Source organism: Ramlibacter sp., from assembly GCF_041916345.1.
Classification (GTDB): domain Bacteria; phylum Pseudomonadota; class Gammaproteobacteria; order Burkholderiales; family Burkholderiaceae_C; genus Ramlibacter.
In genome coordinates, this window is the sequence record NZ_JAYRZR010000002.1 from 119,871 (window position 1) to 133,136 (window position 13,266).

At 71.1% G+C, this 13,266-nt stretch carries 14 protein-coding genes and 1 pseudogene; 10 read left to right on the top strand and 5 right to left on the bottom strand.

Features of this window, described 5'->3' with window-relative positions:
- Positions 1 to 59: 59 nt before the first annotated feature.
- From upp to ACE3T5_RS01170, 3 genes are read right to left on the bottom strand one after another with little or no spacing between them, the layout of a single operon-like run.
- The gene (gene upp / locus ACE3T5_RS01160) at positions 60 to 689 is read right to left on the bottom strand and encodes a uracil phosphoribosyltransferase (protein WP_374663552.1); all 630 of its coding nucleotides are present in this window, start codon (positions 687 to 689) and stop codon (positions 60 to 62) included.
- 38 nt (positions 690 to 727) lie between these two features.
- Positions 728 to 1,987 (bottom strand): URC4/urg3 family protein, encoded by a 1,260-nt coding sequence (locus ACE3T5_RS01165; RefSeq protein ID WP_374663554.1) that lies wholly within the window; start codon positions 1,985 to 1,987, stop codon positions 728 to 730.
- Complete coding sequence (locus tag ACE3T5_RS01170; protein WP_374663556.1) at positions 1,984 to 3,234, bottom strand: GTP cyclohydrolase II; 1,251 nt, start codon at positions 3,232 to 3,234, stop codon at positions 1,984 to 1,986. The genes ACE3T5_RS01165 and ACE3T5_RS01170 overlap by 4 nt, the downstream gene beginning before the upstream one ends.
- Positions 3,235 to 3,419: 185 nt before the next feature.
- On the opposite strand from ACE3T5_RS01170, the gene ACE3T5_RS01175 reads away from it, so the two are divergent.
- The gene (locus ACE3T5_RS01175; RefSeq protein WP_374663558.1) at positions 3,420 to 5,273 is read left to right on the top strand and encodes a FimV family protein; all 1,854 of its coding nucleotides are present in this window, start codon (positions 3,420 to 3,422) and stop codon (positions 5,271 to 5,273) included.
- Entirely contained in the window at positions 5,266 to 5,667 is a 402-nt protein-coding gene (locus tag ACE3T5_RS01180) for a surface-adhesin E family protein (protein WP_374663560.1), read from the top strand. Before ACE3T5_RS01175 ends, ACE3T5_RS01180 begins: the two co-directional genes overlap by 8 nt.
- Here the strand turns inward: ACE3T5_RS01180 and ACE3T5_RS01185 are convergent.
- Positions 5,664 to 6,623 carry a threo-3-hydroxy-L-aspartate ammonia-lyase gene (locus tag ACE3T5_RS01185; RefSeq protein WP_374663562.1) on the bottom strand — a complete coding sequence of 320 codons (960 nt, stop codon included), beginning with the start codon at positions 6,621 to 6,623 and terminating at the stop codon, positions 5,664 to 5,666. The genes ACE3T5_RS01180 and ACE3T5_RS01185 overlap by 4 nt on opposite strands.
- 107 nt (positions 6,624 to 6,730) lie before the next feature.
- On the opposite strand from ACE3T5_RS01185, the gene ACE3T5_RS01190 reads away from it, so the two are divergent.
- Both ACE3T5_RS01190 and ACE3T5_RS01195 read left to right on the top strand, forming a co-directional pair.
- A complete protein-coding gene (locus ACE3T5_RS01190) occupies positions 6,731 to 7,138 on the top strand; it encodes a nuclear transport factor 2 family protein (RefSeq protein ID WP_374663564.1) in 408 nt (135 codons plus the stop codon).
- Complete coding sequence (locus tag ACE3T5_RS01195; RefSeq protein ID WP_374663566.1) at positions 7,139 to 7,543, top strand: MerR family transcriptional regulator; 405 nt, start codon at positions 7,139 to 7,141, stop codon at positions 7,541 to 7,543. It abuts the gene before it with no gap.
- 36 nt (positions 7,544 to 7,579) lie between these two features.
- Here ACE3T5_RS01195 and ACE3T5_RS01200 read toward each other — a convergent pair whose 3' ends face one another.
- Positions 7,580 to 9,109 carry a helicase HerA-like C-terminal domain-containing protein gene (locus tag ACE3T5_RS01200; protein ID WP_374663568.1) on the bottom strand — a complete coding sequence of 510 codons (1,530 nt, stop codon included), beginning with the start codon at positions 9,107 to 9,109 and terminating at the stop codon, positions 7,580 to 7,582.
- 58 nt (positions 9,110 to 9,167) lie between these two features.
- On the opposite strand from ACE3T5_RS01200, the gene ACE3T5_RS01205 reads away from it, so the two are divergent.
- The 6 genes and pseudogenes from ACE3T5_RS01205 to nadD all read left to right on the top strand — a co-directional run.
- Positions 9,168 to 9,893 carry a YebC/PmpR family DNA-binding transcriptional regulator gene (locus tag ACE3T5_RS01205; RefSeq protein WP_374663570.1) on the top strand — a complete coding sequence of 242 codons (726 nt, stop codon included), beginning with the start codon at positions 9,168 to 9,170 and terminating at the stop codon, positions 9,891 to 9,893.
- Positions 9,890 to 11,170, top strand: a complete 1,281-nt coding sequence (purD, locus tag ACE3T5_RS01210; RefSeq protein ID WP_374663572.1) for a phosphoribosylamine--glycine ligase — start codon at positions 9,890 to 9,892, stop codon at positions 11,168 to 11,170. Before ACE3T5_RS01205 ends, purD begins: the two co-directional genes overlap by 4 nt.
- Before the next feature lie 168 nt (positions 11,171 to 11,338).
- A pseudogene (locus ACE3T5_RS01215) lies at positions 11,339 to 11,416 on the top strand (hypothetical protein); the annotation flags it as partial.
- An 82-nt stretch (positions 11,417 to 11,498) separates the two neighbouring features.
- Positions 11,499 to 11,822 carry a hypothetical protein gene (locus ACE3T5_RS01220; RefSeq protein ID WP_374663579.1) on the top strand — a complete coding sequence of 108 codons (324 nt, stop codon included), beginning with the start codon at positions 11,499 to 11,501 and terminating at the stop codon, positions 11,820 to 11,822.
- Positions 11,819 to 12,736 carry an oxygen-dependent coproporphyrinogen oxidase gene (hemF, locus tag ACE3T5_RS01225; protein ID WP_374663574.1) on the top strand — a complete coding sequence of 306 codons (918 nt, stop codon included), beginning with the start codon at positions 11,819 to 11,821 and terminating at the stop codon, positions 12,734 to 12,736. The genes ACE3T5_RS01220 and hemF overlap by 4 nt, the downstream gene beginning before the upstream one ends.
- Positions 12,733 to 13,266 (top strand): nicotinate (nicotinamide) nucleotide adenylyltransferase (gene nadD / locus ACE3T5_RS01230; RefSeq protein WP_374663576.1); only part of this gene is annotated, 534 nt, incomplete at its 3' end. The genes hemF and nadD, both read left to right, overlap by 4 nt.

Consider the following 13,266-nt stretch of genomic DNA (forward strand, 5'->3'; position numbering starts at 1 on the left):
GGGGTTGCAAGCGTCGTGCCAGCGGTTGCGGGCCGGTCAGCCCGCGGATGGCGAGCGCGTCACTTGGTGCCGAACATCCGGTCGCCCGCGTCACCCAGGCCCGGCAGGATGTAGCCGTGGTCATTGAGCTGGCGGTCGATGGCCGCGGTGTAGATCGGCACGTCAGGGTGGGCCTGGTTCATGGCCTTCACGCCCTCGGGGCAGGTGAGCAGGCACACGAACTTGATGGAGCGCGGGCGCAGCTCCTTCAGCCGCTCCACCGCGGCGATGGCGGAGTTGCCGGTGGCCAGCATGGGGTCGACCACGATCACGTCGCGCTCCTCCATGTTGTGCGGCATCTTGAAGTAGTACTCCACCGCCGTCAGCGTCTTGGGGTCGCGGTACAGGCCGATGTGGCCCACGCGGGCGCCCGGCACCACGCTCAGCATGCCATCCAGGATGCCGGTGCCGGCGCGCAGGATCGAGACGAAGACCAGCTTCTTGCCGTCGATCACGCGCGCCTTCGTCTTCTCCAGCGGGGTCTCGATCTCCACCTCCTGCATGGGCACGTCGCGCGTGACCTCGTAGGCCATCAGCATCGAGAGCTCGTTGAGCAGGCGGCGGAAGCTGTTGGTGCTGGCCTCCTTGTTGCGCATCAGGGACAGCTTGTGCTGCACCAGAGGATGGTCGATGACGTGGACATTGCTCATGGGGTTGCCTCCGGGTGGGCCAGGATGGGGATTCGGATTCAGAACACGGTGCCGTCGCTGGCCACCTGCAGCGGCGGCAGGCCGCCGCGAAGGCGCTGCGCCAGCGCGCGGCCGGCGGCCCAGGTGCCGCCTTCCAGCATGCAGGCCAGGGGCATCTGGGCCTCGGTCAGGTCCAGCTGCCGGCGCACTTCGCGTGCCAGGTCGTCCAGCAGGGCGACGGTCAGGGCGCGCCATTCGACGATGAGCTCGTCGCCGGGCGTCCACACCTGCTGCGTGACCGATTCGTCGCGCAGGCGCAGCAGGCCGGCATCGAGCAGCAGGCCGCCGTTGCGGTACTCGGGCAGCGCGGTCAGGGCATCGAGGCCGCGCACCTGCACACCGGCCCAGGCGAAGGGCTCCAGCAGGGAGTAGGTGAGCCACTGCGACAGCTTGTGGAAGGGCACCCAGCCGTCGGACAGGCCCTCGCCGCGCACGGCCGCATGCCGCCAGCAATCGCCCAGCGGCACGCCCTGCACCGACTGCCCGGCCGGCCAGATGGCCGACAGCGTGCGCAGCAGCAGGGTGAGGATGTCATGCGCGGCCACGCTGGCGGTGGGCGCCACGGCCGCGCCCGCCGGTGCGGCGAGCAGGTCGAACAGGCCGCCCGGGCGGCCTTCGGCGCCGAACACCTCGGGCTGCTCGGCCAGGGCCTCGCCCAGGCGGCGCAGCAGGCGGGTGCGGCCGTCCAGGCCCACAAGCGGATTGCCCGGCCCGGCCTGGAAGGCGGCGGCCAGCGCCTCGGGCTGCAGGCGTCGCAGGCCGTTGGCATCCACCTGCAGCGGGCGGTGGGGGTCGCTGGAGAACAGGCCCGCACAGAAGGCGTGGAAGCTGGCAACGCCCAGCCCTTCGGAGCGGGTGAAGGTCTGGCCCGAGGCGGCCTCGGTGTAGCGCCAGTCCGCGCCGGCGCCGGCATCCAGCAGCACGCTCACGACGGTGAGGTCGATCATCGCGTGTGCCCGCGAGGTGACGGGGTGGCCGGCCAGCAGATCCTCCAGCAGGCCCTTGCGGTCCACGCCGCCCGCCTCGAAGTGCCGCCAGCGGCTGTGGAAGGGGATCTGCAGCCCGGGATAGCGGGCCCGGGTCACGCCCACGACCTCGCGCGCGGCCGACTCGAAGAAGCCCTCGTCGACGATGAACCAGGCCGATTCGCCCTGGCGGGCGCGCGACAGCAGCTGCCGGCAGCGCGCGCGCACGGTGGTGGTGGCCCGCAGCAGCTGGGCGGCGGCCTGGGCCTGCTCGGCGCTCAGGTCCTGGGTCACAGGCCGCGGCCCCGTGTCTGCCGCAGGGCCTCGGCGTCCGGCACTGCGCCCGGGGTGAAGTAGCCCGCAGCCTTCTTGGCATCCATCTCCACCCGCGCGTCGGCCGGGATCAGGGCCTCGGGGATGTCGATGCGCTCGCCCACCTCGATGCCGCTGCCGGTGATGGCGTCGTACTTCATGTTGCTCATGGAGACCAGGCGGTGGATCTTGCGCACGCCCAGCCAGTGCAGCACGTCGGGCATCAGCTCCTGGAAGCGCATGTCCTGCACGCCGGCCACGCATTCGGTGCGGGTGAAGTACTTGTCGGCGGTGTCGCCGCCCTCCTGCCGCTTGCGCGCGTTGTAGACCAGGAACTTGGTCACCTCGCCCAGCGCGCGGCCCTCCTTGCGCGAGTAGGCGACCAGGCCCACGCCGCCGCGCTGCGCACCCTGAATGCACTCCTCGATGGCGTGGGTCAGGTAAGGGCGGCAGGTGCAGATGTCGGAGCCGAAGACGTCGGAGCCATTGCACTCGTCGTGCACACGCGCGGTGAGCTCCACCTCGGGGTTGGCCAGGTCACGTGGGTCGCCGAAAATGTAGACGGTCTGCCCGCCGATGGGCGGCAGGAACACCTCCAGATCGCTGCGCGTGACCAGCTCGGGGTACATGCCGCCGGTTTCCTCGAACAGCACGCGGCGCAGGTCGGCCTCGGAGCAGCCGAAGCGCTGCGCCACGCCGGGCAGCCACCATACCGGCTCTATGGCCGCCTTGGTCACCATCGCGGCGCCGCCCGTGGTGAGGAAGCGCCCATCGGCCTTCAGCCGGCCGGCGTTCAGGGCCTCGATCACCTCCGGCAGGATCACATGCGCCTTGGTCACCGCGATGGTGGGGCGGATGTCGTAGCCGGCCGCGATCTCGCCTGCGAACACCTGCGCCACATCGGCGCCCCAGGGGTCGATGCTGACGATGCGGCCCGGATCCGTCCATTGCGGATAGGGGCCGATGGCGTCGGTGGGCGCGGTGTTGGTGAGATCCGCCTTGTGGTCGCGCCGCAGGGCGCCGGCGGCGACGGCGAGCGCGCGGTAGACGCTGTACGAGCCGCTGTGCGTGCCGATCACGTTGCGGTGCGCCCGCACCGTGGTGGTGCCGACCACCGGGCCGCGCTCGGCGGGCGTGGCGGCGCCCCAGCGGATCGGCAGGGCGCCGTAGCCGCCCGCGTGCGAGGTGAGCCGGATGTGGCGGGGCGTGGGCGAAACTTCCTGGGCCATCAGGTGCGTCCTCAAAAGCGCACTCTAGCAAAGCCCGCGGCCGTGACGTGCATCTTGCTGCTTGCCAAACGCGGCGTTCCCATGGACGATTGCCATCAGGGAGTCGCGGAGCGAGGGGCGTCAAGCAACGCCCGCTCCAGGCAGGAGGGGCAAGCCGGCACATGCCTTCACCGTTGAATCGCCTCATGGGCCCTTCGCTGAGGGCCCTGGCGGCCCTGGGCCTGTGGGGGCTCGTGGCCGGCAGCGCGTCGGCCCAGGCGCTGGGCCGGCCGGAGGGCGAGCCGCAACTCGGTCGACCGCTGCGCATCAGCGTGCCCCTGCAGGTCGATCCCGCCGATGAATCGCCCTGCATCCAGGCGAGCCTGCAGCAGGGCGACACGGCGCCCATCCCGCTGCAATGGACGCTCGAGGCGGCTGGCGACCGGTGGCGCATCCGCCTCCGGTCCGCCGAGTCCGTGCAGGAGCCCGTGATCACCGTGTCGATCGCAGTCGGCTGCGGGCAGCAGTTCACCCGCGGCTATGTCCTGCTGGCCGAACTGCCCCGCGCCACCGAGGCGTCCCCGGCGGTGGCGGGGGTCGCTTCGGAACCGGCCGCAGCGGCCCGGCGGTCCCTTCCCGTGGTGCCGGCGGGGGAGCCAGCGGGTGCCGCGCCCGCTGCCTTGCGCGCAGAGACGCGCCTGGGGCCACCGCCGGTCACCCGCCCGGCTGAGCCGGTTGCGGAGGCGCCTGCGGCGGCGGCCCTGCCGATGCCCGTCGTGCCCGAGCGCGCCCCAGGGGTCGAGCGTCCCGCTGCGGCCAGCGTGCCCGCGGCGCCACCCGCCCGCACCATCCCGCGCCTGCGCTTGGAGTTGTTCGATGCCCAGGTGGATCAGGCGCCCGCCCTGAAACTGACGCTAGCGCTGGCGAAGCCTCCCGCGGCGGAGGACCCCCGGCGCGCCGAGGCGGCGGCGCTGCGGCAGGCGACCCTCCAGACGCCCGAGGCTGCCGCGGCCCAGGCCCTGCAGGCGCCGGTGCGGCAGGCGCAGGCCCAGAACCTGCGCGAGCTGCAGGGCCGGCAGGACAAGGCCAGCGACATCCTCTCCGAAAGTCTCGCCCGGGCGGTGGCGCAGCGCGACCAGATGCTCGCCATCGCGGCGGTGTTGGCGCTGGGTCTCGGTGCGCTCGTCTGGCTGGGCCGGCGTTCGCGCAGGCGCGCGCAAGGGCAGGGTGCGAGCGAGGCGGTCGCCGTCGCGCCGGTGGCCCAGGCGGTTGCAGCGCCGGCGCCACGGCAGACCGCTGCAGCGGTCCGGGCACCGTCCGAGGCCACATCGGCCATCGCCGCCATGGCCGTCCCGCACGCCGGCCCTGCCGCTGGCGCGCCAGCGGCCTCGGCCGACGAGCTGCTCGACATCCAGCAGAAGGCGGACTTCTTCATCGCGGTCGGCCGCATGGACGAAGCCGTCGCCCTGATGGAGGCGCAGCTCGACGAGCCCATGGGCGGCATGCCCTATGTCTGGCTCGACCTGCTCGACATGTGCCGCCGCATGGAGCGCCCGGACGACTACGAGCGCATCCGGGACCGCTTCCAGCGCCGCTTCTCGGCGCACGTGCCGGCTTTCCACGCCGCGCGGACGGATTCCGGCGGGCTGGAGCGCTACCCGCGCGTGCTCTCGCGCATCCAGGTGCTGTGGCCGTCGGCGAAAGCGCTCGACGTGATCGAGGCGGCGCTGTTCGAGGGGCCGGCGCCGGGCGCCATCCCGTTCGACCTGCAGGCCACGCGCGACCTGCTGCTGCTCTACGGCGTGCTGCTGGAGATGCTGAGCGAGGCGCAGGCCCAGGCCCAGTCCCACGGCGACTTCACCGCCACCGTGGAGGCGCCGCTGCTGGGCCGCGTGAAGCTCTCGAACACCGAGCCCATTCCGCTGTCCGTGCTGGCGGCGCTGGACGAGGGCGAAGGCGACGGCAAGGACCGCCCGGAAGAGGACCCGCTGCACGAGCTGGACCTCGACTTCAGCCTGTCCACCGTGCCCGCGCGCGCCGGAGGGCAGGTTCATGCCTGAGCCACGGGACCGGATCCGCCTGCTGGCCGCCACCCTGGTGATGCTGATGATGGCGGCTGGCGCTCAGGCCAGCACGCCGGCGACCACCTGGGAGCCTTACGGCGAGAGCGAGAACGCGGTCCACTACTACGACACCGTGTCCGTGCGTGTGGAGGGTTCGCGCCGGCGCGTGTGGCGCCTGTTCGACCTGCGTGCCCGCGCCGAGAACGGCGTGCAGTCGGGGATGGCGCTGGTGGAGATCGACTGCCGCGAATCCGCCTTCCGATACCTTCGCACGATCTACTTCGACGGCCCCAAGGGTCACGGCAAGTACCTGGGCGGCGCGAGCGACCTGCAGTTCGACCCCATCGGGCCGGGCAGCATGATCGGCCAGCTCGCGCGGCGGCTCTGCTAGCCGACCAGCTGCGCGAACCGCTTCAGGTCCACGTTGCCCCCGGTGATCAGGATGCCCACTCGGGCGCCCTTCAGGTCGACGCCGCAGGCTTGCGCCCCGGCGAGCGACAGGCAGCCGGTCGGTTCCACGATCAGCTTCATGCGCTCGGCGTAGAACCGCATCGCGTCGACCAGCTGCGTGTCGGTCGCGGTGAAGATGGCATCCACGTTCTGCTGGATCAGCGGGAAGGTGATCTCGCCCGGGCACTGCGTCTGCGCGCCGTCGGCGATGGTCTTCGGCACGTCGATCCGGATGCGCCGGCCCGCCTGCACCGACTGCTGCACGTCGTTGCCAGCCTCGGGCTCCACGCCATACACCTTGCACGCGGGTGCCAGCGCGCGGGCCGCGAGCGCGCTGCCGGAGAGCAGCCCGCCGCCGCCCAGGCAGACGAAGAAGTGATCCAGCGGCCCGACTTCCTGGAACAGCTCCAGCGCGGCCGTCCCCTGGCCGGCGATCACATCCGGGTGGTCGAACGGCGGAATGAGGGTCATGCCGCGCTCCTCGGCCAGCGCGCGGGCGAGGGCCTCGCGGTCCTCCTTGAAGCGGTCGAAGGTGATCACCTCGGCGCCGTAGCCGCGCGTGGCGGCCAGCTTGGCGGCCGGTGCGTCCGCCGGCATCAGGATGGCGGTCGGGATCCCGAGCAGGCGGCCGGCCAGTGCCACGGCCTGCGCATGGTTGCCGGAGGAGAAGGCCAGCGCGCCGCGCTGCCGCTGCGCCGGCGTGAAGCGCGACAGGGCGTTGAAGCCACCCCGGAACTTGAAGGCGCCCATGCGCTGGAAGTTCTCGCACTTGAAGTACAGCTCGGCCCCCAGCAGGGCATCGGCGGTGCGCGAGCGCATCACCGGCGTGCGGTGGGCGTGGCCTTGCAGGCGGGTGGCGGCGGACTGGACGTCGTCGAAGGTCGGAAGCGGGTTCATGGGCGTGACTTTAGCCCCAGGACGGCACTTGACCTGGAGTGCACTCGAAGGCATCCAATTCCTGGTGCGGGGGCTGTCCCCGCGCCTGACTGGAACGCCACGGACCCATGAACCTCGAACACAACCGCCAGGTCGCCACCGAATTCTTCCGCCGGCACGATGCGGGAGACCCGCAGGGTGCCCTCGATCTGCTGGCCGACGACTGCCAGTACTGGCTCGCGGGCCAGGCCGGCCGCAATGCCACGGGCGGCCGAACCCATGACAAGGCCGGGATGGCCGAGATCTTCCGGCGCATGAGTGACGCCATGACCGGCCCGTTGCGGATGACCGTCATCGGCACCGTCGCCGAAGGCGAGCAGGTCGCGGTGGAGGCCGTCTCTCGGGGCGAGCTGAAGAACGGCAAGGTGTACGAGCAGGCGTACCACGTGCTCATGACCATCCGCGGCGGCCGCATCGTGCGGGCGCGTGAGTACATGGATACCCAGCATGTGCAGGATATCTGGTACACCCGCTGAATGCCCATCCGCAAGCCCCTGAAGATCCGCATCGGCGAACTGTCCGAGCGGACCGGCCAATCGGTGCACACCATCCGCTGGTACGAGCAGCAGGGCCTGCTGCCGCCCGTGCCCCGCATGGGCAGTCACCGCATCTACAGCAACCGGCATGTCGAGTGGCTGCACCTGCTGGCGCGCTTGCGTGCGTCGGGCATGTCGGTGGCCGATCTGCGCCGCTACACAGCCTCGGCGCAGCGGGGCGCGCCCGGCATCCCGACGACGCTGGATCTGCTCGAGACGCACCGGGGACGGGTGCAGGAAGCCATCATTCAGTGGGAGCGCGCCCTGGCGCTGGTGGACGCCAAGATCGCCTACTACCGGCAATGGCAAGCCACCGGCGAGCGGCCGGAGCACGCCACTGGCTAGACGCCCTGGCGCCGCCGGGTCAGGCAGGGCAGGGGGCTACCGACGCTTCGTGCCGCCCAGGATGCCCCCCAGCACCCCGCGCAGGATCTCGCGCCCCACCGTTGTGCCGATGGTGCGCACGGCCGACTTGGCCATGGTCTCGGCCAGGCCCTCACGCCGGCCGCCGCGAGGCCCGGTGGAGCCGAACAGCACGTCCTTCAGGCCGTCCATCATGCCGCCTTCCTCGGCGGGAGCCTGGGCCGCGCCACCCTTGCCAGGCAGCGTGCCGCCGCCGGCGCCGGCGGGCGCGTCGGCCGCGCGACCCTTGAGCTTCTCGTAGGCGGACTCGCGGTCCACCGTCTTCTCGTACACGCCGGCCACCAGCGAGCCGGCCACGAGCTGCTGGCGCTGCTGCGGCGTGATGGGGCCGAGCTGGCTGCCGGGCGGCAGCACGTACAGGCGCTCGGTGATGCTGGGGCGGCCCTTCGGGTCCAGCAGGCTCACCAGCGCCTCGCCGACGGCCAGCTCGGTGATGGCCGCCTCGATGTCGAGGCCGGGCTTCTGGCGCATGGTCTGGGCGGTCGCCTTCACCGCCTTCTGGTCGCGCGGGGTGAAGGCGCGCAGGGCATGCTGCACCCGGTTGCCCAGCTGGGCCAGCACCGAGTCGGGGATGTCCAGCGGGTTCTGGGTCACGAAATAGACGCCGACGCCCTTGGAGCGGACCAGCCGGACTACCAGCTCGATGCGCTCGATCAGCACCTTGGGCGCCTCGTTGAACAGCAGGTGGGCCTCATCGAAGAAGAACACCAGCTTGGGCTTCTCCGGGTCGCCGATCTCGGGCAGGGTCTCGAACAGCTCCGACAGCATCCACAGCAGGAAGGTGGCGTAGAGGCGCGGCGCGTTCATCAGCTTGTCGGCCGCCAGCACGTTGACCAAGCCCTTGCCGCCGACCGTCTGCATGAAGTCGTTGATGTCCAGCATCGGCTCGCCGAAGAACTTGTCGCCGCCCTGCGACTCGATCTGCAGCAGCCCGCGCTGGATCGCGCCGACGCTGGCGGCGCTGATGTTGCCGTACTCGGTGCGGAACTCCGCCGCGTTGTCACCCACGTACTGCAGCATGGCGCGCAGGTCCTTCAGGTCCAGCACCAGCAGGCCGTTGTCGTCGGCGATCTTGAACACCAGGTTCAGCACGCCGGCCTGCGTCTCGTTCAGGTCCAGCATGCGCGACAGCAGTAGGGGCCCCATGTCGGAGACGGTGGCGCGCACCGGGTGGCCCTGCTCACCGAACACGTCCCACAGCGTGACGGGGCAGCCGGCCGCGACAGGCGTTTCCAGCCCGCGGTCTTTCAGCACCGCCGCCATCTTCTCGCCGACGGTGCCGGGCTGGCTGATGCCGGTGAGGTCACCCTTCACGTCGGCCATGAAAACCGGCACCCCGATGCGGCTGAACTGCTCGGCCAGGGCCTGCAGCGTGACCGTCTTGCCGGTGCCGGTGGCGCCGGTGATCAGGCCATGGCGATTGGCCAGGCCGGGCAGCAGGTGGGCTTGGGTCTCGCCGTGCTTGGCGATCAGCAGGGGGTCGGCCATGGTGCGAAAAGTAGAATGCAGGGTTTCCAAGCGTAACGCATCAGGGCAAGCAAGCAACATGGCCGGACACAGCAAATGGGCGAACATCCAGCACCGCAAGGGCCGTCAGGACGAGAAGCGCGGCAAGATCTGGACGCGGGTGATCCGCGAGATCATGGTCGCGGCCCGGCAGGGCGGGGGTGATCTCTCGGCCAATCCGCGCCTGCGGCTGGCGGTGGACAAGGCCAAGGCGGCCAACATGCCGGCCGACACCATCAAGCGCAACATCGACAAGGCCACCGGCAACCTGGAGGGCGTGCACTACGAGGAGATCCGCTACGAGGGCTACGGCATCGGCGGCGCGGCGATCATCGTGGACACCATGACCGACAACAAGGTGCGCACCGTGGCCGAGGTGCGGCACGTGTTCAGCAAGTACGGCGGCAACATGGGCACCGAGGGCTCGGTGGCGTTCCAGTTCAAGCACTGCGGCCAGCTGCTGCTGGCCCCCGGCACCAGCGAGGACCGGGTGATGGAGGTCGCGCTGGAAGCCGGCGCCGAAGACGTGGTCACCGGCGACGACGGCGCCATCGAGGTGCTCACCGCCCCGGGTGACTTCGAGGCCGTGAAGAACGCGCTGGAGGCCGCCGGCCTGAAGCCCGAGGTGGCCGAGGTCACCATGCGGCCGGAGAACGTGATCGAGCTGGAGGGCGACGACGCCGCGCGCATGCAGAAGCTGCTGGACGCGATGGAAGACCTGGACGACGTGCAGGACGTGTTCCACAACGCAGGCCTGCCCGCATGAAGATCCTCGTCATCGGCGGCGGTGGCCGCGAGCACGCGCTGGCCTGGAAGCTGGCCCAGTCGCCCCGCGCGCAGAAGGTGTATGTGGCGCCCGGCAATGGCGGCACCGCGCGCGACGACCGCCTGCACAATGTGCCCATCACCGACCTGAAGGCCCTGCGCGACTGGGCCCTGGCCGAGAAGATCGGCCTCACGGTGGTCGGCCCCGAGGCCCCGCTGGCGGCCGGCGTGGTCGATGACTTCCGCGCCCATGGCCTGCGTATCTTCGGCCCCTCCCGCGCTGCGGCGCAGCTGGAGAGCTCGAAGGCGTTCGCCAAGGCCTTCATGGCGCGCCACCAGATCCCCACCGCCGCCTACGAGACCTTCACTGACGCAGCCGCGGCCCATGCCTACGTGGACCGCATGGGTGCCCCCATCGTCGTCAAGGCCGACGGCCTGGCCGCGGGCAAGGGCGTGGTGGTCGCCACGACCGCTGCCGAGGCGCATGAGGCGATCGACTTCATGCTGCTGGACAACAAGCTGGGCGTGGCCCATAACGACGGCGGCGCGCGGGTCGTGATCGAGGAATGCCTGCAGGGCGAGGAAGCCAGCTTCATCGTGCTGTGCGACGGCAGGAACGTGGCCGCGCTCGCCACCAGCCAGGACCACAAGCGCCTGCTCGACGGCGACCTGGGCCCCAACACCGGCGGCATGGGGGCCTATTCGCCGGCACCCGTGGTCACGCCCGAGGTGCATGGCCGGGCCATGCGCGAGATCATCATGCCCACCATTCGCGGCATGGAGAAGGACGGCATCCCGTTCACCGGCTTCCTGTACGCCGGGCTGATGATCGACACCGAGGGACGGCCGAAGACGCTCGAGTTCAACTGCCGCATGGGCGACCCGGAGACGCAGCCCATCCTGATGCGCATGAAGTCCGACCTGTTCGAGGTCCTGCTGGCCGCTACCAGCGGCACGCTGGACAAGGTGGATCTGCAGTGGGACCGTCGTATCGCGCTGGGCGTCGTGATGGCGGCCGCGGGCTACCCGATGGACCCGCGCAAGGGCGACACCATCACCGGCCTGCCGCCGGACAGTGACGAGGCCATGGTCTTCCACGCCGGCACGGCCGAGCGTGACGGGGCCACGGTCACCTCCGGCGGGCGCGTGCTGTGCGTCACCGCGCTGGGCGAATCGGTGCGGGGTGCGCAGCAGCGTGCCTACGAAACCCTGCAGGGCATCCACTTCGAGGGCGCCCAGTATCGGCGCGACATCGGCTGGCGCGCCATCCGCAACTGAGTGACCGCCCCGACCGACTGTCTGCCGCCCTATCCGGTGCAATGCCACGGCAATCGCCTGGCGGCCTGGTGCCTGCGGCGCCTGGGCTGGTCGCTGCACTTCCAGGGCCTGCCTGCCGCGCAGGGCGTGCTGGTGGTCTATCCGCACACCAGCAACTGGGACTTCCCGGTGATGATGCTGGCCAAGTGGGCGCTGGGGGTGGAGGTGCGCTTCTGGGGCAAGGACAGGCTGTTCCGAATCCCGCTCTTCGGCCGCTGGCTGCGCTGGATCGGCGGCGTGCCGGTGGCGCGCACCGTGGCCCAGGGGGGCCACGCATCATGCGGTGCAGGTGCTGCGGGATCACATGCAGAGGCAGCAGTACTTCTGGCTCGGCCTGGCGCCCGAGGGCACGCGCAAGCGCCTCGCTGGCTGGCGCAGCGGCTTCTACCGCACCGCGTACGGCGCCGGCGTGCCGCTGGGTCTGGTGCGGCTCGATTGGGGCCGGCACGAGATCCACGCGACGGATTTCATCCGCCTCTGTGGTGAGGAGGCCGCCGATCTCGCGCGGATCGCGGCCGCCTATGCCGGGGTCACGGGGCGCGTCCCCGGGCGGGCCACGCCCATCCGCCTGCTGGAGCCGGCCGTTCCGCGAACCGATACGATCATGAAATGAACGATTCCCGCACCGAAGAAGTCCGCGGCTGGCTCACCGGCCTGCAACGGCGCATCACCGACGGCATTGCCGCGGTGGATGGCCACGCCTTCCGCGCCGACGCCTGGCGCAAGGCGCCCGGCGAACCGCTGCAGGGCGACGGCGTGACCATGATCCTGGAGGAGGGCGGCGTGTTCGAGCGCGCCGGCTGCGGTTTCTCGCATGTGCGCGGGCCGAAGCTGCCGCCTTCGGCCACGCAGCACCGGCCCGAGCTGGTGGGCGCGGCCTTCGAGGCCATGGGCGTCTCGCTCGTCTTCCATCCGCGCAACCCGTACACCCCCACGGTGCACCTGAATGTGCGCATGCTGGCGGCGCTTCCGCAGGGCGCGGAGCCGGTCTACTGGTTCGGCGGCGGCATGGACCTCACGCCTTACTACGGCTTCGAGGAGGACGCGGTGCACTTCCACACCCTGTGCCGTGATGCCCTGGTCCCCTTCGGCGCCGACAAGTACCCGCGCTTCAAGAAGTGGTGCGACGAGTATTTCTTCCTGAAGCATCGCAACGAGCCGCGGGGCATCGGCGGCATCTTCTTCGACGATCACTTCGAAGGCGGCTTCGACACCAGCTTCGCCATGCTGCGCGCGGTGGGTGACGCCTTCCTGCCGGCCTACCTGCCGATCGTGGCGCGCCGCAAGGACACGCCCTGGGGCGAGCGCGAGCGGGCGCACCAGCTGCTGCGCCGCGGCCGCTACGTGGAGTTCAACCTGGTCTGGGACCGCGGCACGCACTTCGGCCTGCAGTCCGGCGGCCGCACCGAATCCATCCTCATGTCCATGCCGCCCCACGCGCGCTGGGCCTACGACCACCAGCCCGCGCCGGGCACGCCCGAGGCCGAGCTGACCGAGCGCTTCCTCACCGGCAAGGACTGGGTTTGAGGAAGGCCGCGCCGCGCACCCCGGCCACCGGCCCCCGCCGGGTCGGCCTGTTCGGCGGCGCGTTCGATCCACCTCATCGGGCCCACCGGGCGCTGGCCGCCGCGGCGGTGCAGCAACTCGGGCTGGACGTGCTGTACATCGTGCCGACCGGTGAGGCGTGGCACCGCGCGCAGGTGCTGACGCCCGGCGACCAGCGCTTCGCCATGAGCCGGCTCGCGTTCTCCGACGTGCCGCGGTCGCTGGTCGATGGGCGGGAACTGCGCCGCCACGGCCCCAGCTATTCCATCGACACCCTGCGCGAGCTGCAGGCCGAACACCCGCGCGCCAGCCTCTACCTGGTGATCGGCGAAGACCAGGCGCGCAGCTTCGCGCGCTGGCATGCCTGGCAGGATATTGCCGCCCTGGCCACCCTGGCCGTGGCCGGCCGCCCGGGCGCCGCCGCGGGTGGCCTGGCCCTGCTGCGGGCCTTGCCGGGCGTGCGCGTGCACCCGCTCGACCTGCCCGCCATGCCCGAGAGTGCCACCGACATC